The following is a 23,453-nucleotide window of genomic DNA, read 5'->3' on the forward strand; positions in this document are numbered from 1 at the left end:
TCTTCCTTTCTAGCTCTTTTGGGGCCTATCAATAATCAACAGATAATAGCTTAATAGGATGGCACCGCAAACGATAGCCATATCTGCTATATTAAATACAGGCCAGATTCTAAAATCAAAAAAATCTCTTACATATCCAACTTGGATTCTATCCATTAGATTACCCACTGCCCCAGCAATAATCAGCATTAGACTATATTTCATGGTAGCGTGTACTTTTGACTGTGTCTTTAAGAAAAGAAAAATCCCTATAACAACTGCCGTCGTAATCACTATGAAGAAAATCTTGTGATTCCTTAAAATTCCAAAAGCTGCCCCGTAATTATGTACATAGGTAATATGAAAAATATTTTGAATAACAGGAATGGATTCATTCTCCAACAAATTCGCTTGAACATAATATTTTGAAACTTGATCTAGTGCAATAATAAGAACAATTAGTATATAACTCATTCTATACCCCCTTTAATTAATCTATTAGATTATACCATAATTTACGAGGGATGATAATAAATATCCTTTAAAAGTAAATGCAGTAAAAAGTGAAGCAATGCTCCACTTTTTACACTTCTCCATCATTTTCTTGAATAATTCTTTTACACCGCTCCTCATCTCCATCTTCTACAGTAGTGGAAACAAGAATATTTGCATCTGCAACCTCGCTAAAGCCACCCATCCCACTTACATTAGGATCAGCCGCATATAATGATCTTAGCTCCATGGATATTTCTCCTTCTCCAGGCTTTAGAATTAAACTGGATAAGCTTCCTTCCCTGCTGCCAATCACATTGTCTATACGCTTATCCGCATTTTTGGGAAATCGATCAATGATATCCATTCTTGCATTCTTAAATCCCTGTTTTTTTAAATCATTGTAAGCCTTTTGCGCCCCATAGATAGATTTAAAATAACCTGTTATTGTAATCATGCCATCACCCTATTTCTTTCTTCTTTGTTTATATGGAATATCTTTTCTTTCTTCGTTCTCAAGCTGACCTACGTAATAATCCTCAGAAATTTGCTCTACTTCCTCTACAATACCTGGTTCCTCCTCTATAAATCCAGGCTCGTCGTCATCGAAGTACCCCTGCTGATCTCCTCCATTAAAAGAAGGATCTTGTCGTATCTCATTATATCGTTCTACCGCTTGCCATGCATCTTCTCCATCAAATCCATTATAGCTATCATCATAATCTTTGAAACTCCTTCCAAAAGGAGGGTACAATACCTCTTCTTCTACAGGCCGTGTATCTACTTCAGTATGGATAGATAATCCGTCTTTTTCACAGTCCATACATTGTACAGCTGTAGGTAAAATTTCAAGCCTTTCCTCAGCTATGTCTTTACCGCATGTAATACAACTCCCATAGGAACCATCTTCAATTTTATGCAATGCATTATCAATCTCTTGCAAGTGTAGTTCTTCATTATTTTTTAGATTAAAGTTCATTTCCACTTGAAACAACTCAGTGCCAATATCTGCTGGGTGATTATCATATACTGATAATTCATCAAAATAGTCTTTAAAATTATCATTGGGCTCATTCTCATTCATACGCTCAAGTGTAATTTGTGCAACTTCCCTTTCTTGCAGCAATAAATCTTTAAAGTATTCCATCCTTTGCTTATTCAAATTCAAACCTCCTTATCTATAGTTTTCAATAATATCAAGTAAATCCGCAATATATTGACCAATCAATGGAAGATTTACAGTCTGCTTTAATATGTAAAACAAAATCGCAGCCAATACAGTTAATCCGATGGCCGTTCCGAGTCCTCTGGCCAAACCGCTGATAAAGTTAGTATATAATAATTTCTTAGGATTATTCATGATCTCCACATATTCAGCTAATTTCACTTTTTCCAAGTCAAGAGCAATTTTTTCAAGCCGTTCTTCTATCTTTGCCATCTTTTTCTCATCCATGATTGCACCCCCATTGCACTTTTTAAAAACTAGGTTATAGGGTTTGATACCCTAAAATAACCATATTCATAGTCTTTTCCAATTATAATGTTTATATAAATATATCCTGCAAGGATTTAAATAAGCACGAAGTTTATAATCAAGGACAAAAACAAAAAACAGAGCTACGGATGGTAGCTCTAGTTCAAAGAAGTTTAAATTTATAATAAATCCAAGCAGTTACGAATTGTAAAAAGGTCCTTGCTTAAGCTCTGGAATTTTTCAAAGTCTAAGGATTGCACCCCGTCCGATAAAGCATCGCACGGACAAGGATGTACCTCGATCATAAGTCCATGGGCACCAATAGCTACGGCTGCCCTTGATGCAGATGCAACCAATTCTTCTCTACCTGTCCCATGACTAGGATCAACAATGATAGGGAAATGACTCAGCTGCTTGATAATAGGTACCGCCATAAGATCGAGGGTATTTCTTGTATAATTTTCAAAGGTTCTAATCCCTCTTTCACATAAAATAACATCCCTGTTCCCTTCCAAAACGATATATTCCGCAGCAGATAACCATTCTTCGATGCTGGCGGACATACCGCGCTTCAACATTACAGGCTTGCGCCCTTTTCCCACTTCCCGTAGCAAGCTATAGTTTTGCATATTTCTAGATCCTATTTGAAAAATATCCACATACTTATCAAGCATATCAATATCCCGTGGATCCATTACCTCAGATATAACAGGCATATTGTTCTCCTGTCCAGCATGATGAAGATATTTCAGTCCCTCTTCGCCCAAGCCTTGAAAAGAATAGGGCGATGTTCTAGGTTTAAATGCCCCACCACGCAGTATTTGAGCCCCAGCCTTTTTTACTGCCATTGCTGTTTCAATCAGTTGCTTCTCACTTTCAATGGCACAAGGACCTGCGATGATGACGAGCTCATCTCCTCCAATTTCAACATTTCCTACTTTGACAATGGTTTTTTCTTTACATTCTCTCCCTGCCAATTTCAGTTTCATAGCCACCATTCCTTAAATTATAAAAGTTTTAACATCCCTGCCACAATATCACTGGAGTTTTTGGCGGCTTCATGAACAAATTCATTGAAATTATGATGGGCTGTCCCGTCAGCTTTGTCAGACATTGCCCTTATAATTACAAAAGGAATCTTATTCAAATAGCAAGCATGTCCGATGGCCGCACCTTCCATCTCCGTACAATATCCTTGGAACTCATTTAGTAATAATTCCTTTCTCTCAGGACATGCGACAAACACATCTCCTGAGAGAATCCGACCTGTTAAAATTTTGTGAGACTTTTCTTCATTTTCGCTAACCTTCTTTGCTACTTCTATTAGTTTAGAATCAGATTTAAAAATATATTCGTCCATTCTTGGAATTTGTCCTAGTTTATATCCAAATCCGGTTACATCAAAATCATGCTCTAATACATCTGTGGAAATAACCAGATCTCCAACTTCCAGCTCATCCTTTAAAGCACCTGCTACCCCTGTATTGATAATTTCAGATACTTGATAGGTACTAATCAGTACCTGAGCACAAATCGCTGCATTTACTTTACCAATGCCACATCTTACGATGACAACATCTCTATCTTCTAACCTGCCACAATAAAAAGTCATTCCTGCTATATCCTCAGACTTTTCAAGTACCATTTTTTCCTTTAACAAATGTACTTCCTCATCCATTGCACCAATAATACCTATTCTATTCATATAACTATGCCTCCTAACCTATTTCTTAATTCATTATACCTTTATCCCAAATTGTGTCAAGGGAATTGTTACATTGCTAAAATATAAATTTTAAAATCCCCATCCTTGAATAGGACGAGGATTTTAATTCAGTATATATTCTATGTAAATCAGGATCTTCTATATCCGCTATTCCTCTACATCTTCAATGATTTCTTTACTACTTGTATTTACAGCCTCTAATTGAGATTCAAGCAAGGTTTTAAATCTCGTTTTGAATATATGCATCTGCTTCTTCACTTCTTCATACTCTCTTTTAATCTTAACTACATCCTTGTTGGCTTCCTCAATAATAGCCATCCCTTTATTCTCTGCTTCTCGGATGATTAGTTCGGCCTTTTTATGGGCGTTGGATGAAACTTCTTCAGCTGTAGTTTGAGCCACAATCAGCGTATTATTCAAGGTTTTTTCCAGATTGGCATACTTATCGATTTGCTCTTGTAGGAGTGTGATCTTGTCCTTCAACTCAATATTATCCTTATACAACTTTTCATAGTCAATCATTATTTTGTCTAAGAATTCATCTACTTCACTTTCCTTATAGCCCCTCATCACCTTTTTAAATTCTTTATTTTGAATTTCCAATGGTGTAATCATCTGATTCCCTCCCTTAGATCATCCGTTTTATAGTCACCTTATATCGATCTTTCTTGGTCTTATTCCCTACTTCTAACAATAGGATTCTGCCTTTACCCTTAAAGGAGATTACATCGCCTTCATGAACTGGATGAGCAGGATTATTAATAGGCTTCCAGTTTACTTTAACTCTATCATTCCCTATCATTTTTGATAAGGAACTCCTAGATTCTCCAAAACCTACACCTACCAAGGCATCTAGCCTTAAAGAGGGAACTGTCGTCTCTATCAACTTATAATTCTCCTCTTGAATTTTGATATTCTCCAAGTCTACCAGATTTGTTTCGATGCTATAACGGGATATTTTTGCTAGATTTCCATTCATAAAATCGCAGATTTCTTTAAACGACACAATATATGCGCAGTTGGCAGAAACGATAATATCACCAATCTTTTCTCTTTTTATACCTAGCCCTAAAATTGCCCCTAAGATATCCCTATGGGACAAATTATTATTCTCAAAATCACCATCAATTTGAAGAACGCTTAAAGGACTTTCAATTTCTTCTGGTTCCATATAATCTGGAAACATCACAATGATTTGTCTTTCAGACTGTGCAACTCCTCCCGCAATAAAATACTTAAGCTCATCGAGTTTGTTAAGGATCGGCCTGCACAAGGATATTTGGTATGGATCAAAAAAATCAGTATTGCGTGGAATATAATTCTTTAGCACAGCCTCTGCCCTATCCAACATCCTAGAAATAATAATTTTATCTTCAGCGCTTCGAATATGTCGCGTTAGTCCTTCTCTATCTATCAAGTGCTCACCTTTTCTAAATAAAACTTAATATCAGTATCTTAATAAACATGAGTCCCCATATGGCAACAAGGGGAGAAAAATCAATGTGTCTTCCACCAAGGCCTATTCTTGTTAACAGACTTCTGAAAGGTGCAATGATTGGTTCCGTTATTTGATACAATAGCTTCGAAATATTGTTGTAAGGATTTGTGAAAATCCAAGTTGATATTGCTCTAGCTACAATTAAGTAGGTTAGAATATTAAAAAAATAGTCAATTGAAGCTCTTATTGTCCACATTGTTCCACCATCCAAAATTTATTTTTGCCAGGGAAAAATACCTTTGTTTTTTAATTCCTCTCTGATGTTTCCAGCAATATCTACATTATTAGGTGCAAGGATAAATATTCCTTTCGATACCTTTTGTATGTTGCCATCTAATGCATAGACAGCCCCATTCAAAAAATCAAATATTTTCTTCGCAATATCTTGATCTAAATTCTCTAAGTTTATTACCACAGGCTTTCTATTCTTTAAATTATCAATAATACCTGGCGCTTCTTCAAACTCTGTGGGCTCGCAGATTACCACCTTCATCTGAGTTGTGGTATGGATGTTTACTACCCTATTTTTCTTGCTTGTAATAGGAATTACATCCTCATCTTCGTGGATTTGGCTTTCATCATTCTCTTCCATATCTTCCTCATAGTCATCCAAGCCCATAAAATACTTTACTTTATCGATAAACTTTGCTGACATCCTATGTCCCCCTTACCTTATTATTCTGTATAGTTTCGTTTTCCAAAAATACCTGTTCCAATACGAACCATATTGGAACCTTCTTCAATGGCTATCTTGAAATCATTGGTCATACCCATGGACAAGTAGCGCATCTCTATTCCTTTTATGTTTTTATCATGAATCTCATCAAAAAGCTGTTTCATCCTTTTAAAATGAATTCTCACCTCTTCAGGATTCTCCTCAAAAGGCGCTATCGTCATCAATCCTTTCACGCGAATATGCGGTAGCAATGCTAATTGATCTATAAAATCATAAATATCCTTTTCATCAATGCCAAATTTTGTTTCCTCTTTTGCAATATTTACTTGAATCAAAATATCTATACATCTATTTATTTGCTTTGCTTTTTTATTAATTTCTTCTGCTAGATGAATACGGTCAACCGAATGAATCATCTGTACTTTATCTATGATGTATTTTACCTTATTGGTTTGCAAATGCCCTATCATATGCCAATTTATATCGTTAACCTGTTCGAATTTATTCAAGATTTCTTGAACTTTATTCTCACCGATATTGACGATGCCCTCGGCGATGGCTTCATTGATTCTACTTGCATCTATAGTTTTTGTAACAGCAATTAGGTGAATCTCCTGTGGATCTTTTCCAATATCCCGGCACAATGCCTGGATTTCTTTTTGTATATGTACGATATTCTCTTTAATATGGGACATCTTTTACCTCCTTAAAACTCTATAAATCATTCATACACAAGCTGACCTTCTTTAATTTTAGCACCGTTTCTAACAATTTCGTCATACAACTTTATTGTTTCTATTGTTTTTACATCCTCACCTTCTTTTTCATAGAAAACATTACTTTGCACAATAGCATATTCTTCCTCTTGTTCAATAATCTTTATTGGTTTAAAGCGGGCAAATCTGCTGACATCAAGTACGTATACTCCCTTTTTGCCGTCCTTCTCAACAATACAATCATTATGAATCTTCAAACCTTCTTTGTTTATAGCAGTTACTTCAATATCTATATTTCGAATTTTATGGAAGTCTTCAATATATTCGTCCATTTTGAAAATAACCATTCCATTTTTATCATTTTCAATTACTTTATATATTTGACCACCTATGGTTCCTTGAGGAAACTTAAGGCTTACATTCTTTCCAGCTTTAAAATTACTTAAATGATCCTTGTCGATCCAAGTTATTAAATACCATATGCTATTGTCAACAATTTTAAAAGCAGGTTGACCTAGGATCGTTTTTTCTGTTCTCAAATCAGTAATTTGTGCTTTCTGCTTTTTTAATTCTTCATACTGAATCGCACCCATGTTTACGGGGTTTAGAATTGTTTCATATCCATCGACAAAATAACTTATCACACCTGTTTCTGGACTAATCATCGCCGTAACGGCACTGCTAATCTTCGTTTCCAACAGTTGCTGTTCTTGCTTCAAGGCTTCAAGGTTTTTTCCTGCAAAACTCTTATCTCCATAGATAATTCTTTTTTTCTCTAGCTTAGCAGTCAATTCTTTCTTTAAATCATCGAACTTCAGTAATTCACCTTTTTCTCTATATTCTTTCATTTCTTCAATAATTGTATGAATCTCTTGATCAAGTTTATTTACATCCCAATCAAATAGGTTTTCTTTATTTTCATTCAAGCTCTCTATCCTCTGGTTAATCACTTCCAGTTTTTTTCTTGTAGCAGAATCAATGGTATCTCTAAAAATTTCTGCAACTTTGTAACCTTTTTCAACTTTCTCACCATCTTGAACAAAATATTTGATACTTCCTTCACTATTTGACTTGATAAGTCTCTCATTTCTTACTAAATATCCGTTGATAGGATAATTCACCTCAATACTTCCAAACTTAGCAATTTCCGTTTCGATTGTCGTAGACAAAGCGATTGGCGCAAGTTTTACTAGAAAATATAAAATAACGACTCCGAAGAAAAAATAATATAACTTATTGTGTCTTCTGCGTTTTTTTGTTTGCTTCTTTTTCAATTTATTTCACCTACTAGGTTATTTTAATCATACTTTACCCTATTAATAATTCTTCATGGGTACTATATTTCCTTCCATGAAATTGTATTAATTTTATTTAGTGAGAAAGTCCTATCGCTTTTCTTTCGGCATAAGGTATAAGTACTTAATAGGATTACTGTAGCACAAATCAAAAAAGACTACCGAAGTAGCCCTAAAACCAGTTAAACAGTTTGCCATATTTATTGATAACTTTAAAGGACCTGATGTTTTTTAGTTCTACCAATTCCACAGTATCGTTTTCAGTAATAATCATCAAACTATTTTCACGGATTTTGGCGCCTAAAATAATTCCCCTAAGCTTGCTTTTGTTATTGAAATAAATTTTAACCTCATCCCCTGCCATGATTTCGATTTTGCCAACCCTAAAGTAGTTAGTATCTATTTCATTTATATGCTCCTCTGTAATTCCTTTACCATCTAATACAATTCTATTATTTTTTAAATAATACTTTTCCTTCAAAACACAGAGGAGGTATCCTAGCATAGAAACGCCAAACAGCATCATCAAAACATTTAGCAAATATTTTGTATACATCATGTTTCACTCCTTTTCCCATAAAAACACACCCACAAACCCTATAATCATTAAAAACATTAAAGCTATGATTAATCATAGCTTTAATGTTTTTAAAACTGGTCTGAGTGGAGAGACTTGAACTCTCGGCCTCTAGAACCCCATTCTAGCGCGCTACCAAACTGCGCCACACCCAGATGATGAAATGAAATGTCTTGACTATTTTCTTATATCTAGAGAATTATTCTTCAGATACATTGTATTATAAATGAATCGAAATAGATTTTCAAGTAGTTTCCTCAAATTTAAATACAAATTTAAATTCATCCATTATTTCCTTATTCTTCCTTCACTATCATATGTAGAATTTCTTACAATTATTCAAATATCTTAAATATAATGATGTCTTTTATTCCATTTTCATCACTTCTAGTAATAAAAGTAGCATGGATCCCATAGGGATCCATGCTACTTTTATAGAATGATACAGATTAGCCCGCCACTGCCTTCATTGACAATCTTTTGTAATGTTCTCTGCATTTTACTTCTTGCATCCTCTGGCATCATAAATAATTTGTTTTGTAACTGTTCTTTTACGAGATCATGCAGAGACTTACCAAACATATTTGTCTGCCAAATTTTTGTTGGATCTGACTCAAATTCATCTAATAGATATTTTAGTAATTCTTCACTTTGCTTTTCAGTTCCAACCAATGGTGATACCTCTGTTGCTATGTCTGCACGAATCAAATGCAAAGATGGGGCATTTGCTCTTAGTTTAACACCAAATCGATTCCCATGTTTAAATATCTCGGGTTCCTCTAACTCCAGCTCTTGTAAGCTAGGTGGCACAAGACCATATCCAGTTTCTTTCACATCAATAAGTGCTTTTTCTACCTTATCAAATTCTCGTTTTGCCCTGGAGAATTCTTTAATCAGCCCTAGCAATTGATGATCTCCCTCGATTCGGTAACCAGTTACCTCTTCCAATATATTATAGAATAATCCTTCCTTTGTCTTCATCTTAATATGGGCAACACCTTCACCAAGCTCGATATCGCCTAACAACGCTTCAGAGATGACTTCTTCATCGGCAAACAGGTTCACAGCATCGCGTACATCATTTATTTTTTTTACGTCCTTAGACCATTGTTTTACAGAACTTAATATTTTATTTTTGAGCCAGTGATTGCCTTCTAGTCCATCGACCCAGCCAGGCAATGTAATATTGATCTCTTTTATTGGGAATTCAAAAAGGACATTCTCAAGAATCTCATTTACGTTTTCCATACTCATCCTAGCGCAGTCTGCAGCCACTACTGGTACTGCATACTTTTCTTCTAATTGCCCTCTTAGCTTTAACGCCTCTTCAGAAGAAGGATTCGTAGAGTTCAAGATCATTACAAATGGCTTATTCAATTCCCTTAATTCCCTTACCACTCTTTCCTCTGCTTCTTGATAATCTTCCCTTTCAATTTCTGTAATACTTCCATCCGTTGTTACCACGAGACCAATCGTTGAATGATCTGTTATCACTTTCCTTGTTCCGACCTCAGCAGCCTCTTCGAAAGGAATTTCCTTCTCAAACCATGGTGTAGTAACCATTCTTGCTTTGCCACCCTCTTGATGTCCAAGGGCTCCTTTTACAAGATAGCCTACACAATCAACCAGACGCACTTTAAACTTCGCATTATCCTTTAGCATTAATTCAACGGCTTCGTTAGGAATAAATTTTGGCTCTGTTGTCATGATTGTTTTGCCTGCTCCACTTTGTGGCAATTCATCCTTTGCTCTTTCTTTTCTATATGAGTTCTCCATGTTCGGCAATACCAATAAATCCATAAATCTTTTGATAAATGTTGATTTTCCTGTTCTTACCGGCCCAACGACCCCTATGTAAATATCTCCCTGGGTTCGATCTGCAATATCCCTATATATATCAAATCGCTCCACTTTTTTTCCCCTCCTTTAATAATGAAATTATATATTTATTAATAAATTTAACGCTCAGAGTACTGTCCATCCCTCCTACAATGATCTGTCCAACGACATAGGACTATATTAACAATATATATATATGACTAGCTAAATCATAATATGACTTCCTAGATAAAGAAGGAATGTATTTTATACTTCAAAACTTAAAGAAAATACTACAAAATTATCTTCTATTTAAATTTTGAAAAAAACAAAAGAGATATCCGCTAAGATATCTCTTCATTCTATGTACAGTTTCTACATAAAAATCTACCATTGAATTTGCTGATTTGCTACAACCTCTTCCATTTCATGGGTACGGCTTCTAAGCATTAAATTTACAACTGCCTCCTTCACATCCTTCTCCTTGTAAAGAATATTATAGATTTCAGATGTAATAGGCATCTCAACATCATATTTCTTCGATAGTTCATAGGCTACCTTCGTTGTGACAACGCCTTCCACAACCATACCAATTGAAGCAGTCGCTTCACTCAGTTTTTTCCCTTGTCCGATTAAGATACCACACCTTCTATTTCTACTATGCATACTGGTACAAGTAACGATTAGATCTCCTATCCCTGACAATCCAGCGAAAGTCCCAAGATCAGCGCCCATGATTTGCCCAAGACGGGCAATTTCCCTAATTCCTCTAGTCATAAGGGCCGCCTTTGCATTATCACCAAATCCCAAACCGTCAGAAATTCCCGCCCCAAGAGCGATAACATTCTTTAGTGCTCCACCTAATTCTACTCCTGTTACATCTGGGTTTGTATAGATTCTCAACTTAGGAGAAATGAATATATCTTGGACATATTCTGCGATACTTTTCTTATTTGCTGCTACCACAAGGGTTGTGGGCATATCTCTGCATACTTCCTCCGCATGGGATGGCCCAGACAGGACAGCGAAAGGATTATTAGGCAACTCTTGGGCAATCACTTCAGATATGGAAAGCAATGAAGAACCTTCAAGACCCTTGGCTGCATTCACAATTACCTGTTGATCACATACCGATGATTTAAAACTGCTTACAGTTTCTCTTACAGCTTGGGAAGCGACAGTTAGTAGGATCAGCTCTGTATCTTTAACAGCTGCATGAATATCATGATAAAGTGTAATATTGTTAGGCAATAACACACCAGGAAGATATTTAATGTTTTCCTTTGCTTGATTCATTTTCTTTAGCTGTTCTTCGTTTCTCATCCACAAATTCACATCGTGGCCCTTTTTGGCTAAAGAGATTGCGAGGGCCGTTCCCCAACTTCCTGCTCCAATAACACAAATGCTCGACATCAAAACGCCCCCCTAGATTACTTAATTCTGGATTTCTGTCCCAATTTAGATTCAGTTCCCTTTAAAAGTCTACTTATATTCTCTTTATGTCTATAAATTGCCATCAACGCTAAAGCCAATCCGAATAAAAAGAATTTAAATCCTACGAATAACAGAAGGATTGGCAGTAAACAAATAGCTACGACTGAGCCCAAAGATACATATTTCGTCTTTGCAATAATCAGAATCCCTACAATAATACAAATGATTGCAATTATTGGATTGACAGACAGACCCACACCTATAGATGAAGCAATTCCCTTTCCTCCCTTAAATCCCAGGAATGCAGGCCAATTATGTCCAATAACCACGGCGATTCCGCAAATTAAAGCTGTACCTTCCCCACCAAGGCGTCTTCCGATCCAAACAGCTAGAATAGCCTTTAGCGCATCCCCAATAAATGTAACAAGACCCGCTTTCATCCCTAGAGTTCTTAGTACATTGGTTGCACCAGCATTGCCACTCCCATATTTTCTGATATCAATACCTGCCCAGAGTTTGGAAACGATAATGGAAGTAGAAAAGTTTCCGATCACGTAGCTTAATAATACTGCCAATACCTTTAAAAGCATTATTCATCCCCACCCTTTTCTCTATACTGAATCCAAATTGGCGTACCCTCAAAACCAAAAGCTTCTCGAATTTTGTTTTCAAGATATCTCGTATACGAAAAGTGCGTCAACTCTCGATCGTTGATAAATATAATAAATGTAGGCGGCCTTACAGATACCTGCGTTGCATAATAGATTTTTAACCGCTTACCCTTATCAGAAGGTGGCTGATTCAGCAAAGTAGCCTCTCCAATAATATCGTTTAACATCCCTGTTTGCACCCTCATAGCATGTTGATTGGATACAAATTTAATGGTTTCAAGAATTTGATACATTCTTTGCTTTGTTTTAGCAGAAACAAATAGAATCGGCGCATAAAGCATAAAAGAAAGCTTATCCTTAATATCTTTAATGTATTGGTTCATGGTATGGGTATCTTTTTCCACAACGTCCCATTTGTTTACGACAATAATTGTAGATTTTCCCTGCTCATGGGCATAACCTGCAATTTTAGTATCTTGCTCTGTAACCCCTTCACTGGCATCAATAACCAATAAACAAACGTCCGCACGATCAACAGCTGTAAAAGATCTTATAACACTATATTTCTCGATATTTTCATGTATCCTACTTTTTCTTCGGATCCCAGCCGTATCAATAAAAACATACTTGTCTTCTTCATGGGTAAATGGTGTATCAATGGCATCTCTAGTTGTGCCAGCGATATCGCTCACAATAACCCGTTCTTCTCCTAAAATTGTATTTATAATTGATGATTTTCCTACATTTGGCTTCCCAATAACAGCGACTTTTATCGTATCATCCTCATAGATTTCGTCTCTATCTTCTGGAAACTTAGCGATAATCTCGTCTAACAGGTCTCCTAATCCTAAGCTGTTTACCGAGGAAATCGGAATGGGTTCACCAAGGCCTAGCTGATAAAAATCATAAAATGAACTTGGCAGATCCTTCGTATCGATCTTATTCACAACCAATAATACAGGCTTCTTTGTTCTTCTCAGCATGTTTGCCACATCTTCATCAGATGCCGTTAGTCCTTCTCGTCCATCTACCATGAATACGATTACATCTGCAGTTTCAATGGCAATCTCCGCCTGCCTTCTCATTTGTGATAATATAATGTCTTGAGTATCTGGCTCTATCCCGCCAGTATCAATCATTGTAAAAGTGTTATTCAGCCATTCTGCTTCTGTATATATCCTATCTCTGGTTACACCAGGCTTATCTTCTACAATTGAAATCCTTTTCCCTGCTATACGATTAAAAAAAGTAGATTTCCCCACATTGGGCCTACCTACAATCGCCACAATCGGCTTTGCCATGACAATCCCTCCAGTATTACGATCATTCTAATATTTTGTTTATAAATTCCCTACCGTTTACCGCAGATACGACAACCTCTGCGTCTAGCTTTTCTTGCAACTCTCCTACCGTTACATTGTCGAGAAAAATTTCTTCTCCAGCTTTAAGCATAGACTCCGGGATTATTATGCGTTCTCCTAAATCTTTGCTCTTTAACTGATTTAAAATATCTTGACCGGTAATCAAACCCGCAACCGTAATTGTTCTACCAAAAAATTCGTTTTCTATGGCATAGACCTTTAATTCAAGCCCTTCAAATCTCTGTTCTATTTTTCTACTTAGCCCCGCAAGGAATGCCTTCGCGGATATTCCTGTAATAATACTGATTTTTTTATGCTTTATTTTTCTTGCTTGAAGCTTAAAAAGCTCATCCATTAATTCATGTTCAAACATGGCCATAAGCCCTACGCCATTCTCAATCTGTGGAAAGCTTTCATACTCCTCGTAAGAAGGAATAGATCGATCAGCAAGAACATAAAATTCATCAGATAAAAATGCAAACCTTGTGTGAATTTGCTTATAAAGCTTCTTCTGCCATTTATCAATCTGTTCAATAACCTCATTGGCACTATCCTTATGATAAGTGTCCAATGGGAATAGCTTTTCTCTAAAATTAGTGACTCCTACAGGTACTATGGCAACACTCTCTAATGCAGGATATAGTTGTGCCAAATCTACTATAGTTTTATCTAATCTTTCTCCATCATTTATTCCAGGGCAAAGCACAATCTGACCATTGATCCTTATGCCTACATCTGTAAGCCTTTTTAATCTTTCATAGATATTACCTGCAGTCTTATTGTTTAGCATCTTTATTCTTAGCGCTGGATCTGTGGTATGTATAGATACGTTGATAGGACTAATCCGATATCGAATGATTTTATCAATATCTTCATCAGACATGTTGGTTAAGGTAACAAAGTTGCCTTGTAAAAATGACAATCTTGAATCATCATCTTTAAAATACAAAGTTTCTCTCATATGAGAGGGCAATTGGTCAATGAAGCAAAAGATACATTTATTTCTACAACTTTTTGCTTGATCAATAATAGGATTCTCAAATACGATACCTAAATCTTCATCATAGTCTTTTCTTATATGATAATTTCTAACTTCACCATTTTCTTTTCTAATGGATACATCTAGCCGTTCATCAGAAATAAAAAACATGTACTCTATAATATCTTCTATCTTCTGTCCGTTGATTGAAAGAAGAATATCTCCACTTTCAATGCCTATTCTCTCCCCAATGCTTCCAGGGACAACTTCAGAAATAACATTCTCGCTTGATTTTTCCAGCATGGACACACCTACTTAAAATCTAGTTTTAGTACCTGCTACTAATAATATTATAGCATAAAAACTTACATTATGTACTACGTTTAGTAATATTATCATGTAATTTCATTTTAAGTCAAGGAGTATATTTCTCCTTAATGTCGCACGACAACATATGAACCATTTTCTAAATCATGTACCATTCCCATTGTAACTTTAGCAATTAGAAGAGCCAATCGCTCCTTATGTTCTTCAGAGCTTGCGTAAAAGACAGGAATCGTATTCGAAGACACAACGCTTTTGTCAATCGTTATGATGGCAACGATACTATCCTTAATTCCAAAATCCATATTCCCTCTCCTCTCATCTAACTTTTAAAATTAGCTGCACCATTTGCTTTGAATGGCTTTCTCTTTGCAGTCTCTAACACAGGAGTTCCTTTTACAGCAGCAATTAATAATTCACTATTCGACTCAGCAGGCACCATTACCATGACTAGATTTCCATTTTGGGGATTTCTTCTCGCTATGGGGGTAAATTCAGGCTCATCCACATCCTTTTGTATACCAAGATGAACTGCCGCATTATGTTGAATCGCTTGTCGTTGTCCTGTATTGGCCAAGGTTGCATTGGCATCCACATCCTTGGGTATAATCTCTACCGCAACTCCTTTTTCTTCATAAATTTTTCTTGTGCTTTTTAAACCAATATTCATAATGACAATGCCATTTACCATTAGCAAAGGCCCCTCAAAATAAATTTTTCCTATTCTCACATCTGCAATTTCTGCAATGCTTTGCCTTTTTAGCATTCCCTTTAAAAGGATCATAATGAGCAAGCCTGTTAATATGCCTACCACTACTTGGACCATTCTTGGCTGTTTGATCCAATGGGTAAAATAAATGGCAATACTGGTCATCAGAGCCGTTATAATTACCATATAATTTCGAGCTTCAAAGGCCTTCGCAATATCCTCTATGTAAGCTGTGCCCCTTGGAACCAGCTCTGTCGGTTCAATATTATCTAAGCTTTGCCTTTCCATGCTTCTCACATCTCTAAATTGCTGGGCAGCAAGAGCTAAAAATGTAACTGCACTGTATTCTTTATTCAACAAAGCTGGCAGCGCTACAGCTCCTAAGCCAGCTGCGATAACTCCTAGTGTCAAATGGGATAACAAGCCTTGCGGATAACTTGGATATTGCCTATGATCAATTCGTATCATATATAATCTAGCAAGCAACCCCATTACCAAAGATGGTAGAATCACCACACTGTAGTTTTCCATAATTCCCCTCCTATTTTTGAAACCATACAATTTTCCTTTCTTTATTATGTGTGATAAAAAAGAATTTATAGGCTGAGTATCTATAAAAGTAAGTTTTTCTCTCACTCGCTTTTTTATTCCTTCTACAGCAATCATATATTTGTAATTGTTGCCTACAAAAAAGAAAAGCAACCTCTCATTACAAAGGTTGCTTTTATATAAATTGAAATATTAAGCCATCCAATAATCTCCAGTTTGAATATATACCACCTTTTCACAAACATTTTTGGCATAGTCAGCAATTCTTTCAATATGCTTACATATGAAAAGAAAATATGTGGATTGAGGAATTGTATCTTGATCCTCTATCATAATTAGAATCAACTCGTTGTACACATCCTTATAGAGAGCGTCAATCTCTTCATCCAAAGTCCATGTTTTTTTTGCCAATTCCACATCTTTTTTTACAAAAGCATCTAAGGAATGCTTTACCATTTCTGCAGCTAGGTCAGCCATTCTAGGAATACGAACAAGGGGCTTTACATACTTCTCATTTGCTAGTCGAATCGTCGTCTTGGCAATATCAGCTGAGTGATCTGCCATTCTTTCTAAGTCAACAATTAATCTCAAAATGGAGCATATTTCTCTTAGATCAATGGCCATAGGTTGTTGTGTCGCAATGAGCTTTATACACTTGTCTTCAATATCTTCCTCTAGGGTATTGATAACTTTATCGCCATCTATCACCTTCTGAGCCAATATAACATCTTGGTTTTTTAATGATTTTATTGCATCTAAAATGGCTTCCTCTACCATGCTTCCCATTTTCAATAAATCGTTATGCAATTTCTCCAATTCACTTGTTAGATGTACTCTCGGCATGCTTTTTCTCCCTCCAAAATTGTTTTTAACCAAATCTTCCCGTAATATAGTCTTCTGTTCTCTTATCCCTTGGTTTAGAAAAAATGTTATCTGTTAAATCTGTTTCTATAATTTCACCATTTAAGAAAAAGGAGGTGAAATCAGAAACTCTTCCTGCCTGCTGCATATTATGGGTAACAATAACAATGGTATATTGCTTTTTCAGATCCTCGAGCAAATCTTCTATTTTCAAAGTGGAAATTGGATCTAATGCTGAGGTTGGTTCATCCATCAACAATACATCTGGCTCAACTGCTAAGCATCTTGCTATACATAGTCTTTGCTGCTGACCACCTGAGAGTCCAAGGGCGGGTTTATCCAATCGCCCCTTCACCTCATCCCATAGTGCAGCTCCTCTAAGACTTTTCTCTACAATCTCATCAAGCGTTGATTTATTCTTCACCCCATGGATTTTCGGCCCATATGCAACATTCTCATATACTGTCTTTGGAAAAGGATTCGGTTTCTGAAAAACCATTCCAACACTCTTTCTAAGCTGTATTAAGTCACATCTATCATCATAGATATCTGCGCCATCCAAAAGAATTTCGCCTTTGATCTTCACATTATCTATCAAATCATTCATTCGATTCAAAGTTCTAATGAAGGTGGATTTACCGCAGCCTGAAGGTCCTATCAAAGCCGTCACTTTGTTTGCCATAATATCCAAATTAATATCTATTAAGGCTTGAAAATCACCATAAAAAAGATTCAAATTGTTTACCTTAATTTTCGTCCTACTCGTCATCTTTCTTTCCCCCTTCTAAGCTTCAATCTTTGTTCTTTTCATATACTTATTGGCTAAAATATTAGCACTCAAGTTTATAAGTACTACAAATATGATTAAGACCGTAGCCGTTGCAAATGTCTTTTCTTTTGATAATCCTTCAGAAGCTAACAAATATAAATGTACAGACATCGTTCTCGTAGGATCCATAATAGACATCGGTACCCCTAAAGAGCTTCCTGCCGTCAACATAACCGCTGCGGTTTCTCCAACGGCTCGACCAATTCCTAGAATTAATCCTGTCAATATCCCAGATATACTACTTGGTAAAACTACCTTTATAATGGTCTGCCATTTTGTGGCTCCAAGGGCCAGGCTACCTTCTCTAAAGGATTGAGGTACAGTCTTTAATGATTCCTCTGTCGTACGTATTAATGTTGGTAGGATCATGATCGCTAGGGTTAATCCACCTGATAGAATAGACCATCGGAATCCCAGCAATATTACGAAGAATACAAAACCAAACAGACCAAATATAATGGATGGAATGCCCGCCAAGGTCTCAGTACCAAAGCGGATTATTTTTACCAGCTTCGTTTCTTTGGCATACTCTGTAAGATAAATTGCAGCCGCCACTCCAATGGGCGTTGCAATCGCAATAGACACTATTGTTAAATAAAATGTTCCTACGATGATTGAGAAAATACCTCCTTCTCTACCCATGCTGCTAGGTTCCTTTATAAAAAAATCAAAATCAAGATACTTCAAACCGTTCATTAAGACATAGCCTATAATCGATACCAAAGCCACAAGTGTCAACAGAGCAGCGAGGTATATAGCAATGTAAGATATTTTTTCCTTTATGTTAATCTTTACTCTTTTGTTAGATACCATTATTTTACTAGCTTGCATCTCCATCATTTTATTCCCTCCCTAACTTTCTTGTTGTAAAGGTAGCTGTTACATTTAACAGCATGATAAATATGAATAGTATAATTCCAGTAGCAAAAAGGGCCTTTTGATGCACTGGTGTTGCATAACCCATCTCCATAGCAATTGTTCCCGTCATGGTAGCAACTGAGTCCAACGGACTTCCTGGTATCTTTGGCATGTTCCCTGTAATTAGAATTACTGCCATAGTTTCTCCCACCGCTCTGCCCATGCCAAGAACAACGGAAGCAATAATGCCAGATTTTGCTGCAGGTACGATGACTCTTGAAATGGTTTCGAACTGAGAAGCACCTAATGCTAGAGAGCCTTGTTTATATTCAGTCGGCACTGCCCGAATTGAGTTTTCAGAGATATTAATAATTGTAGGTAAAATCATCACAGCAAGGATCAAGGCCCCACCCAATATACTATATCCTGATGTAAATGCATCTGGATTAAATTTCTGAACAATTGGCAAGACATACGTTCGGATCATTGGCACCAATACAGATAATCCAAAGAATCCATAAACAACGGATGGTATCCCAGCTAGCAATTCTATAGCAGGCTTAAATACTTTTACCAAGGGCTTCGGAGCAATTTCAGCTAGAAAGATGGCACATGCAATACCCATTGGCACTCCTATGATAAGCGCACCCACTGTCACAGATACTGAACCGATGATCATCGGTAAGGCTCCATAATTACCATTGGTCGGAGCCCAATTCGATCCAAATACAAAGTTCAGAATACCATAATCAAGTAGTAATGGTAATCCTTCCCTAAAGATGAAGAATGTAATTAGAAAAACGGATAATGTTGCTGCTGTGGCACTAATAAAAAGTATCATTTCTATTGCTTTTTCATACTTCTTCATGGTACGTCTCCCTCCAGATATCTTTCATTCCCAGTTATCATTTTATTGGCAATTCGTTAGTGAAAGATTAAGCTGAAGTTAAATCTATGTTAAATGTTTTAAGCGTGCTATTTTTGAAAAAAGCTAAAAAAATAAAGACGGCTTAACCGTCTTTATTTTCTATGAGAAAATGGGAGGATTATCTCAATTTCTGAATGAATCAGATTTATTTAACTGAAATGAATTCTTGCCCAACAATCTCCTGACCTTCTGCGCTCATGATGAATTCAATAAATGCTTTTACTACATCACTTTCTTCGCCATTTGTTAGGTATAAGAAAGGTCTTGAGATTTTGAATGTGCCATTTTTTGCATTTTCTTCTGTAGCTTCAACACCTTCAACTTTAACAGTCTTCACAGTATCGTCCAACGCTCCCATTGAAACATATCCAATGGAATCTGGTGTGTTCGCTACGGTTTGCTTAACAGCTCCTGTTGATGGCTGTACTAAAGCATTTTTTGTTGTTAAATCCGCTTTGTTTCCAGATGCATCTTTACCCTCTACACCTGTAATTTCAATAAATGCACCTCTTGTACCAGAACCTTCCTCTCTTGATACAACTGTAATTGGTTTGTCTTCTCCACCAAGTTCTTTCCAGTTCGTAATTTCACCAGTAAATATTTTCTTAATTTGCTCAATTGTCAAATCTTCAACCTTACTTGTTGGGTTAACAACTACAGCAATACCATCTTTTGCTATTACATATTCTTTCAGTCCTGCAGCTTTTTCTTCTTCTTTTAGTTCTCTTGAAGACATACCAATGTCAACAATTTTATCGATGGCTGATTTAACACCTACGCTAGAACCGCCACCTTGCACTTCTATTTGAACATCTGGATTCTTTTCTTTAAAAACTGCTGCCAATTCATCTGACAATGGTTGTACTGACGTAGAACCAGCAATAACAACCTTACCCGTTAGTGTTGCTTCCCCTTGCTCTGCTTCTTGTTGTGGCTGTTCAGGTGCTTTTTGACCGCATCCAGCTAACAACCCTACTGCTAACATAAGTACAAGTGCCAATGATAAAATCTTTTTCATTTTTAATTTCCCCCATTCATTTTGCTATTTCAAAATCTAAAGTTTCTTTCCTCCCTGTATTTGTGAACCTTTTTTATTCCTGCTCACAAATAATAGTATAGTAGGGGTATGTTAAGACAACATAAAAGAAATGTTAAATCCCCGTAAATTCATCTACAAAATCGCATGTTGCTATCGCAACTGCTTATGACGCCGACAGTATATGAATTTCTCCCAAAATAAAAAAGCTAGAAAACTAGCTTTTTTGCTCAATAATAGGAATGCGGACAGTAAATTCTGTTCCCTTGTCGATTTCACTCTGCACTCTTATGTCCCCATTAAACGACATCACAATGTGTTTTACGATAGCCAAGCCTAAACCTGTTCCTCCTACCTTTCTTGATCTCGCCTTATCTACCCTATAAAATCGCTCAAATAATCGCGGTATATCCTGTTTGGGAATACCAATCCCAGTGTCCTTTACCACTAAAAAAATATTATCATACTTTTTGTAAACCAAGACCTTCACAACACCATGATCTGGCGTATATTTCATGGCATTCTCAATGAGATTTAGCATCATTTGCTTAAACCGATCCCGGTTTCCGATGATCGTTGGCAAGCTTGATTCAATCTCCGTGACATAGTGAATATGCTTTTGAAGAACGAGTCCTTCGACCATATTATTAATTTCCATAATTACCTCATTCACACTGATCTCCTCACGGGTAAGGGGAAATTTATTGTTCTCTATGGCCGATAAGCTAAGCAAATCATCTATCAATCTTCGCAATCTTTCCGTCTCTATTTCAATAATATCTAGAAATCTATTTCTAACCTTCTCATTTTCTATGGCTCCGCCTTTTAATGTCTCAATAAATCCAGTAATTGAGGTCAGCGGTGTCTTCAATTCATGGGACACATTTGCAACAAATTCAGATCTCATGTTTTCCAACTTTCTCATTTCCGTTACATCTTGAATCAAGGCCATAATGCCAATAATTCGATTTGGATCAACATCCAATCGAATAAAGTTCGTGTAAATTTTTAAGATCTTTGTCTCTGGATAGTCTATAGCAATTTCCTTTTGTCCAATACTCTGGGTATTCAACATATCCTTTAGCACATCATGAAGCTTATTACTTCGAATTACTTCTAGTATATGCTTACCAATCACATCATCCGCGTCAATCTTGAACAAAGATTTGGCTACCGCATTCATAAGAATAATCTTATAACCATTATCCACCGCAAATAGAGCCTCATTCATACTGCTCAAAGTAGACTGTAACTTCGTATTCTTATCCCAAAGTTCTGAGATTGTTTCATTCAGCTTTGCTGCCATAATATTAAATGTATCTGCTAAAATACCAATTTCATCACTACTCTTTACGTACACTCTATTTTTAAAATCTCCATTTGCAATTTTCTGAGCAGTTTGAGTAATCTCTTTAATAGGCTTCGTTACACTATTTACATAACGATATCCTAAAATTGTGGCAACAATGGCACCACAAAATGCTGCAATCAGGGTATTTTGTAGTAGCCTCATATTTAATCTGTCAATCTCTACCAACGGGAATGCCAATCGCGTTACACCATAGATCCGCTCCTCAATAATGATAGGGATTGCCACATATAAATAGTTACTTTCAGTCGTTGTACTGTAGCGGTTGCTTTTGCCAATTTTCCCGTTTAAAGCTTCTTGGACCTCCGGGCGATATAGATGGCTCTCAATATTAGGAAGTTGTTCAGGGCGAATTTCTGAATCTCCAATTACGATACCATTATTATTAATAAACGTTACCCTTGCATTTACTTGTTTTGCATACCTATTGGCTAACTCAGGAAATTCAATCTGATAGAAAGAATCTTCTTTAATTCTATCCTCTACAAACTGATTTACCAAATTACCATTACTCACCAAGGTTCTTTCAATAGTTTCTATATAACTGCCCTTCATAAAGCCTAAGGTAAGAACCCCAGAAATGATAATACCTACCAATAATAGAATTGTATATGTTATAAATATCTTCCGTTGCATCTATTTCACCTGTTTCATTTTATAGCCAATACCTCTTATCGTCTCTATATATACTGGGTGTCGGTCATTATCTTCAATTTTCTTCCGTAGATGCCTTATGTGAACATCCACAGTTCTTGTTTCACCAAAGTAATCGTATCCCCACACTTCATCTAATAGAAGGTTTCTTGATAATACCTTTCCACGGTTTTCTGCAAGGATCTTTAACAACTCAAACTCCTTTAATGTAAGTTCAAGAACTTTCGATCCCTTCATCACTTCATGCTTCTCAGTATCAATAACAATATCATGGACTTTAATAATTTTTCCAACTTCTTTAGGAACTTCCTCGAATCTCCTCAGCACTGCTTTTATTCTCGCCGTCAGTTCCCTTACACTAAAAGGCTTTGTCAAGTAATCATCAGCACCTAGCTCTAGCCCTAGTACTTTATCCGTTTCTTCACTTTTTGCTGTAAGCATAATAATAGGAATCTTACTGGTTTTCTCGTTGTTTCTGATTTTCTTGCATGCCTCGAAACCATCTATTCCTGGTAACATCAAATCCAAGATGATTACGTCGGGAACTTCCTCCACGGCCAACCGAATCGCATCTTCCCCATTATCGCTGGTGGTAACATCGAATCCACTATTTTCTAAATTGAACTGAATCAGTTCCACAATATGCTGTTCATCATCTACTACCAGGACTTTCTTTCTGCTCATAAAATCTCTCCTTTCT

At 36.4% G+C, this 23,453-nt stretch carries 27 protein-coding genes and 1 tRNA gene; all 28 read right to left on the reverse strand.

Going from position 1 to position 23,453, the window contains the following annotated elements; translation table 11 throughout:
* Nucleotides 1-9: 9 nt before the first annotated feature.
* Nucleotides 10-453, reverse strand: coding sequence for a signal peptidase II (gene lspA / locus HNQ80_RS14975; protein WP_184311487.1), 444 nt, complete (start codon nucleotides 451-453; stop codon nucleotides 10-12).
* Nucleotides 454-562: 109 nt separating this feature from the next.
* Nucleotides 563-928 carry a hypothetical protein gene (locus tag HNQ80_RS14980; RefSeq protein WP_184311488.1) on the reverse strand — a complete coding sequence of 122 codons (366 nt, stop codon included), beginning with the start codon at nucleotides 926-928 and terminating at the stop codon, nucleotides 563-565.
* Between the two features lie 9 nt (nucleotides 929-937).
* The gene (locus tag HNQ80_RS14985; RefSeq protein ID WP_184311489.1) at nucleotides 938-1,633 is read right to left on the reverse strand and encodes a TraR/DksA C4-type zinc finger protein; all 696 of its coding nucleotides are present in this window, start codon (nucleotides 1,631-1,633) and stop codon (nucleotides 938-940) included.
* A 12-nt stretch (nucleotides 1,634-1,645) separates the two neighbouring features.
* A complete protein-coding gene (locus tag HNQ80_RS14990) occupies nucleotides 1,646-1,924 on the reverse strand; it encodes a DUF5665 domain-containing protein (protein WP_184311490.1) in 279 nt (92 codons plus the stop codon).
* Nucleotides 1,925-2,124: 200 nt separating this feature from the next.
* Nucleotides 2,125-2,934, reverse strand: coding sequence for a 3-deoxy-7-phosphoheptulonate synthase (gene aroF, locus HNQ80_RS14995; RefSeq protein ID WP_184311491.1), 810 nt, complete (start codon nucleotides 2,932-2,934; stop codon nucleotides 2,125-2,127).
* Nucleotides 2,935-2,951: 17 nt separating this feature from the next.
* Nucleotides 2,952-3,650, reverse strand: coding sequence for a 5'-methylthioadenosine/adenosylhomocysteine nucleosidase (locus HNQ80_RS15000; protein WP_184311492.1), 699 nt, complete (start codon nucleotides 3,648-3,650; stop codon nucleotides 2,952-2,954).
* Nucleotides 3,651-3,818: 168 nt separating this feature from the next.
* Complete coding sequence (locus HNQ80_RS15005; RefSeq protein WP_184311493.1) at nucleotides 3,819-4,286, reverse strand: DivIVA domain-containing protein; 468 nt, start codon at nucleotides 4,284-4,286, stop codon at nucleotides 3,819-3,821.
* 13 nt (nucleotides 4,287-4,299) lie between these two features.
* Nucleotides 4,300-5,088: a YlmH family RNA-binding protein gene (locus HNQ80_RS15010; protein ID WP_184311494.1), complete on the reverse strand. Its 789-nt coding sequence runs from the start codon at nucleotides 5,086-5,088 to the stop codon at nucleotides 4,300-4,302.
* Between the two features lie 13 nt (nucleotides 5,089-5,101).
* Complete coding sequence (locus tag HNQ80_RS15015) at nucleotides 5,102-5,365, reverse strand: YggT family protein (protein ID WP_184311495.1); 264 nt, start codon at nucleotides 5,363-5,365, stop codon at nucleotides 5,102-5,104.
* Nucleotides 5,366-5,383: 18 nt separating this feature from the next.
* Nucleotides 5,384-5,824, reverse strand: a complete 441-nt coding sequence (locus HNQ80_RS15020; protein ID WP_184311496.1) for a cell division protein SepF — start codon at nucleotides 5,822-5,824, stop codon at nucleotides 5,384-5,386.
* Between the two features lie 20 nt (nucleotides 5,825-5,844).
* Nucleotides 5,845-6,540, reverse strand: coding sequence for a YggS family pyridoxal phosphate-dependent enzyme (locus HNQ80_RS15025; protein WP_184311497.1), 696 nt, complete (start codon nucleotides 6,538-6,540; stop codon nucleotides 5,845-5,847).
* Between the two features lie 26 nt (nucleotides 6,541-6,566).
* On the reverse strand, nucleotides 6,567-7,835 hold the full coding sequence (locus HNQ80_RS15030; protein ID WP_184311498.1) for an HlyD family efflux transporter periplasmic adaptor subunit: 1,269 nt from the start codon (nucleotides 7,833-7,835) through the stop codon (nucleotides 6,567-6,569).
* Nucleotides 7,836-8,028: 193 nt separating this feature from the next.
* On the reverse strand, nucleotides 8,029-8,412 hold the full coding sequence (locus HNQ80_RS15035; RefSeq protein ID WP_184311499.1) for a hypothetical protein: 384 nt from the start codon (nucleotides 8,410-8,412) through the stop codon (nucleotides 8,029-8,031).
* A gap of 99 nt (nucleotides 8,413-8,511) precedes the next feature.
* Nucleotides 8,512-8,588: transfer RNA gene (locus HNQ80_RS15040), tRNA-Pro, on the reverse strand.
* Nucleotides 8,589-8,865: 277 nt separating this feature from the next.
* Nucleotides 8,866-10,344, reverse strand: coding sequence for a stage IV sporulation protein A (gene spoIVA / locus HNQ80_RS15045; protein WP_184311500.1), 1,479 nt, complete (start codon nucleotides 10,342-10,344; stop codon nucleotides 8,866-8,868).
* A gap of 294 nt (nucleotides 10,345-10,638) precedes the next feature.
* Nucleotides 10,639-11,664 carry an NAD(P)H-dependent glycerol-3-phosphate dehydrogenase gene (locus tag HNQ80_RS15050; protein ID WP_184311501.1) on the reverse strand — a complete coding sequence of 342 codons (1,026 nt, stop codon included), beginning with the start codon at nucleotides 11,662-11,664 and terminating at the stop codon, nucleotides 10,639-10,641.
* A gap of 17 nt (nucleotides 11,665-11,681) precedes the next feature.
* Nucleotides 11,682-12,275 (reverse strand): glycerol-3-phosphate 1-O-acyltransferase PlsY, encoded by a 594-nt coding sequence (gene plsY / locus HNQ80_RS15055; protein ID WP_184311502.1) that lies wholly within the window; start codon nucleotides 12,273-12,275, stop codon nucleotides 11,682-11,684.
* Nucleotides 12,275-13,597, reverse strand: a complete 1,323-nt coding sequence (gene der, locus HNQ80_RS15060) for a ribosome biogenesis GTPase Der (protein WP_184311503.1) — start codon at nucleotides 13,595-13,597, stop codon at nucleotides 12,275-12,277. The genes plsY and der overlap by 1 nt, the downstream gene beginning before the upstream one ends.
* A gap of 22 nt (nucleotides 13,598-13,619) precedes the next feature.
* The gene (locus HNQ80_RS15065) at nucleotides 13,620-14,939 is read right to left on the reverse strand and encodes a DUF512 domain-containing protein (RefSeq protein ID WP_184311504.1); all 1,320 of its coding nucleotides are present in this window, start codon (nucleotides 14,937-14,939) and stop codon (nucleotides 13,620-13,622) included.
* A 131-nt stretch (nucleotides 14,940-15,070) separates the two neighbouring features.
* A complete protein-coding gene (locus HNQ80_RS15070; protein WP_184311505.1) occupies nucleotides 15,071-15,265 on the reverse strand; it encodes a capping complex subunit for YIEGIA in 195 nt (64 codons plus the stop codon).
* A 17-nt stretch (nucleotides 15,266-15,282) separates the two neighbouring features.
* Nucleotides 15,283-16,200, reverse strand: coding sequence for a YIEGIA family protein (locus HNQ80_RS15075; RefSeq protein WP_184311506.1), 918 nt, complete (start codon nucleotides 16,198-16,200; stop codon nucleotides 15,283-15,285).
* Between the two features lie 210 nt (nucleotides 16,201-16,410).
* Nucleotides 16,411-17,061, reverse strand: a complete 651-nt coding sequence (gene phoU / locus HNQ80_RS15080; protein ID WP_184311507.1) for a phosphate signaling complex protein PhoU — start codon at nucleotides 17,059-17,061, stop codon at nucleotides 16,411-16,413.
* A gap of 25 nt (nucleotides 17,062-17,086) precedes the next feature.
* Nucleotides 17,087-17,848: a phosphate ABC transporter ATP-binding protein PstB gene (gene pstB / locus HNQ80_RS15085; protein ID WP_184311508.1), complete on the reverse strand. Its 762-nt coding sequence runs from the start codon at nucleotides 17,846-17,848 to the stop codon at nucleotides 17,087-17,089.
* 15 nt (nucleotides 17,849-17,863) lie between these two features.
* Nucleotides 17,864-18,748 (reverse strand): phosphate ABC transporter permease PstA, encoded by an 885-nt coding sequence (pstA, locus tag HNQ80_RS15090; protein WP_184311509.1) that lies wholly within the window; start codon nucleotides 18,746-18,748, stop codon nucleotides 17,864-17,866.
* A gap of 1 nt (nucleotide 18,749) precedes the next feature.
* Entirely contained in the window at nucleotides 18,750-19,634 is an 885-nt protein-coding gene (gene pstC, locus HNQ80_RS15095; protein WP_184311510.1) for a phosphate ABC transporter permease subunit PstC, read from the reverse strand.
* Nucleotides 19,635-19,839: 205 nt separating this feature from the next.
* On the reverse strand, nucleotides 19,840-20,712 hold the full coding sequence (locus HNQ80_RS15100) for a phosphate ABC transporter substrate-binding protein (protein ID WP_184311511.1): 873 nt from the start codon (nucleotides 20,710-20,712) through the stop codon (nucleotides 19,840-19,842).
* 235 nt (nucleotides 20,713-20,947) lie between these two features.
* Nucleotides 20,948-22,735, reverse strand: coding sequence for a two-component system histidine kinase PnpS (gene pnpS, locus HNQ80_RS15105; protein ID WP_184311512.1), 1,788 nt, complete (start codon nucleotides 22,733-22,735; stop codon nucleotides 20,948-20,950).
* On the reverse strand, nucleotides 22,736-23,437 hold the full coding sequence (locus tag HNQ80_RS15110; protein ID WP_184311513.1) for a response regulator: 702 nt from the start codon (nucleotides 23,435-23,437) through the stop codon (nucleotides 22,736-22,738).
* Nucleotides 23,438-23,453: the final 16 nt, after the last annotated feature.

Source organism: Anaerosolibacter carboniphilus, from assembly GCF_014205875.1.
Lineage (GTDB): Bacteria > Bacillota > Clostridia > Peptostreptococcales > Thermotaleaceae > Anaerosolibacter > Anaerosolibacter carboniphilus.

Coding starts and splice junctions, on each gene's coding strand:
- HNQ80_RS15000 (WP_184311492.1), bottom strand. CDS start 3,650: ATGAATAGAATAGGTATTATTGGTGCAATGGATGAGGAAGTACATTTG.
- HNQ80_RS14980 (WP_184311488.1), bottom strand. CDS start 928: ATGATTACAATAACAGGTTATTTTAAATCTATCTATGGGGCGCAAAAG.
- pstC (WP_184311510.1), bottom strand. CDS start 19,634: ATGAAGAAGTATGAAAAAGCAATAGAAATGATACTTTTTATTAGTGCC.
- pstB (WP_184311508.1), bottom strand. CDS start 17,848: ATGACGAGTAGGACGAAAATTAAGGTAAACAATTTGAATCTTTTTTAT.
- plsY (WP_184311502.1), bottom strand. CDS start 12,275: ATGCTTTTAAAGGTATTGGCAGTATTATTAAGCTACGTGATCGGAAAC.
- phoU (WP_184311507.1), bottom strand. CDS start 17,061: ATGCCGAGAGTACATCTAACAAGTGAATTGGAGAAATTGCATAACGAT.
- HNQ80_RS15100 (WP_184311511.1), bottom strand. CDS start 20,712: ATGAAAAAGATTTTATCATTGGCACTTGTACTTATGTTAGCAGTAGGG.
- HNQ80_RS14990 (WP_184311490.1), bottom strand. CDS start 1,924: ATGGATGAGAAAAAGATGGCAAAGATAGAAGAACGGCTTGAAAAAATT.
- HNQ80_RS15015 (WP_184311495.1), bottom strand. CDS start 5,365: ATGTGGACAATAAGAGCTTCAATTGACTATTTTTTTAATATTCTAACC.
- HNQ80_RS15025 (WP_184311497.1), bottom strand. CDS start 6,540: ATGTCCCATATTAAAGAGAATATCGTACATATACAAAAAGAAATCCAG.
- HNQ80_RS15110 (WP_184311513.1), bottom strand. CDS start 23,437: ATGAGCAGAAAGAAAGTCCTGGTAGTAGATGATGAACAGCATATTGTG.
- HNQ80_RS15035 (WP_184311499.1), bottom strand. CDS start 8,412: ATGTATACAAAATATTTGCTAAATGTTTTGATGATGCTGTTTGGCGTT.
- HNQ80_RS15070 (WP_184311505.1), bottom strand. CDS start 15,265: ATGGATTTTGGAATTAAGGATAGTATCGTTGCCATCATAACGATTGAC.
- der (WP_184311503.1), bottom strand. CDS start 13,597: ATGGCAAAGCCGATTGTGGCGATTGTAGGTAGGCCCAATGTGGGGAAA.
- aroF (WP_184311491.1), bottom strand. CDS start 2,934: ATGAAACTGAAATTGGCAGGGAGAGAATGTAAAGAAAAAACCATTGTC.
- HNQ80_RS15065 (WP_184311504.1), bottom strand. CDS start 14,939: ATGCTGGAAAAATCAAGCGAGAATGTTATTTCTGAAGTTGTCCCTGGA.
- HNQ80_RS15050 (WP_184311501.1), bottom strand. CDS start 11,664: ATGTCGAGCATTTGTGTTATTGGAGCAGGAAGTTGGGGAACGGCCCTC.
- HNQ80_RS15020 (WP_184311496.1), bottom strand. CDS start 5,824: ATGTCAGCAAAGTTTATCGATAAAGTAAAGTATTTTATGGGCTTGGAT.
- pnpS (WP_184311512.1), bottom strand. CDS start 22,735: ATGCAACGGAAGATATTTATAACATATACAATTCTATTATTGGTAGGT.
- pstA (WP_184311509.1), bottom strand. CDS start 18,748: ATGATGGAGATGCAAGCTAGTAAAATAATGGTATCTAACAAAAGAGTA.
- HNQ80_RS15075 (WP_184311506.1), bottom strand. CDS start 16,200: ATGGAAAACTACAGTGTGGTGATTCTACCATCTTTGGTAATGGGGTTG.
- lspA (WP_184311487.1), bottom strand. CDS start 453: ATGAGTTATATACTAATTGTTCTTATTATTGCACTAGATCAAGTTTCA.
- HNQ80_RS15005 (WP_184311493.1), bottom strand. CDS start 4,286: ATGATTACACCATTGGAAATTCAAAATAAAGAATTTAAAAAGGTGATG.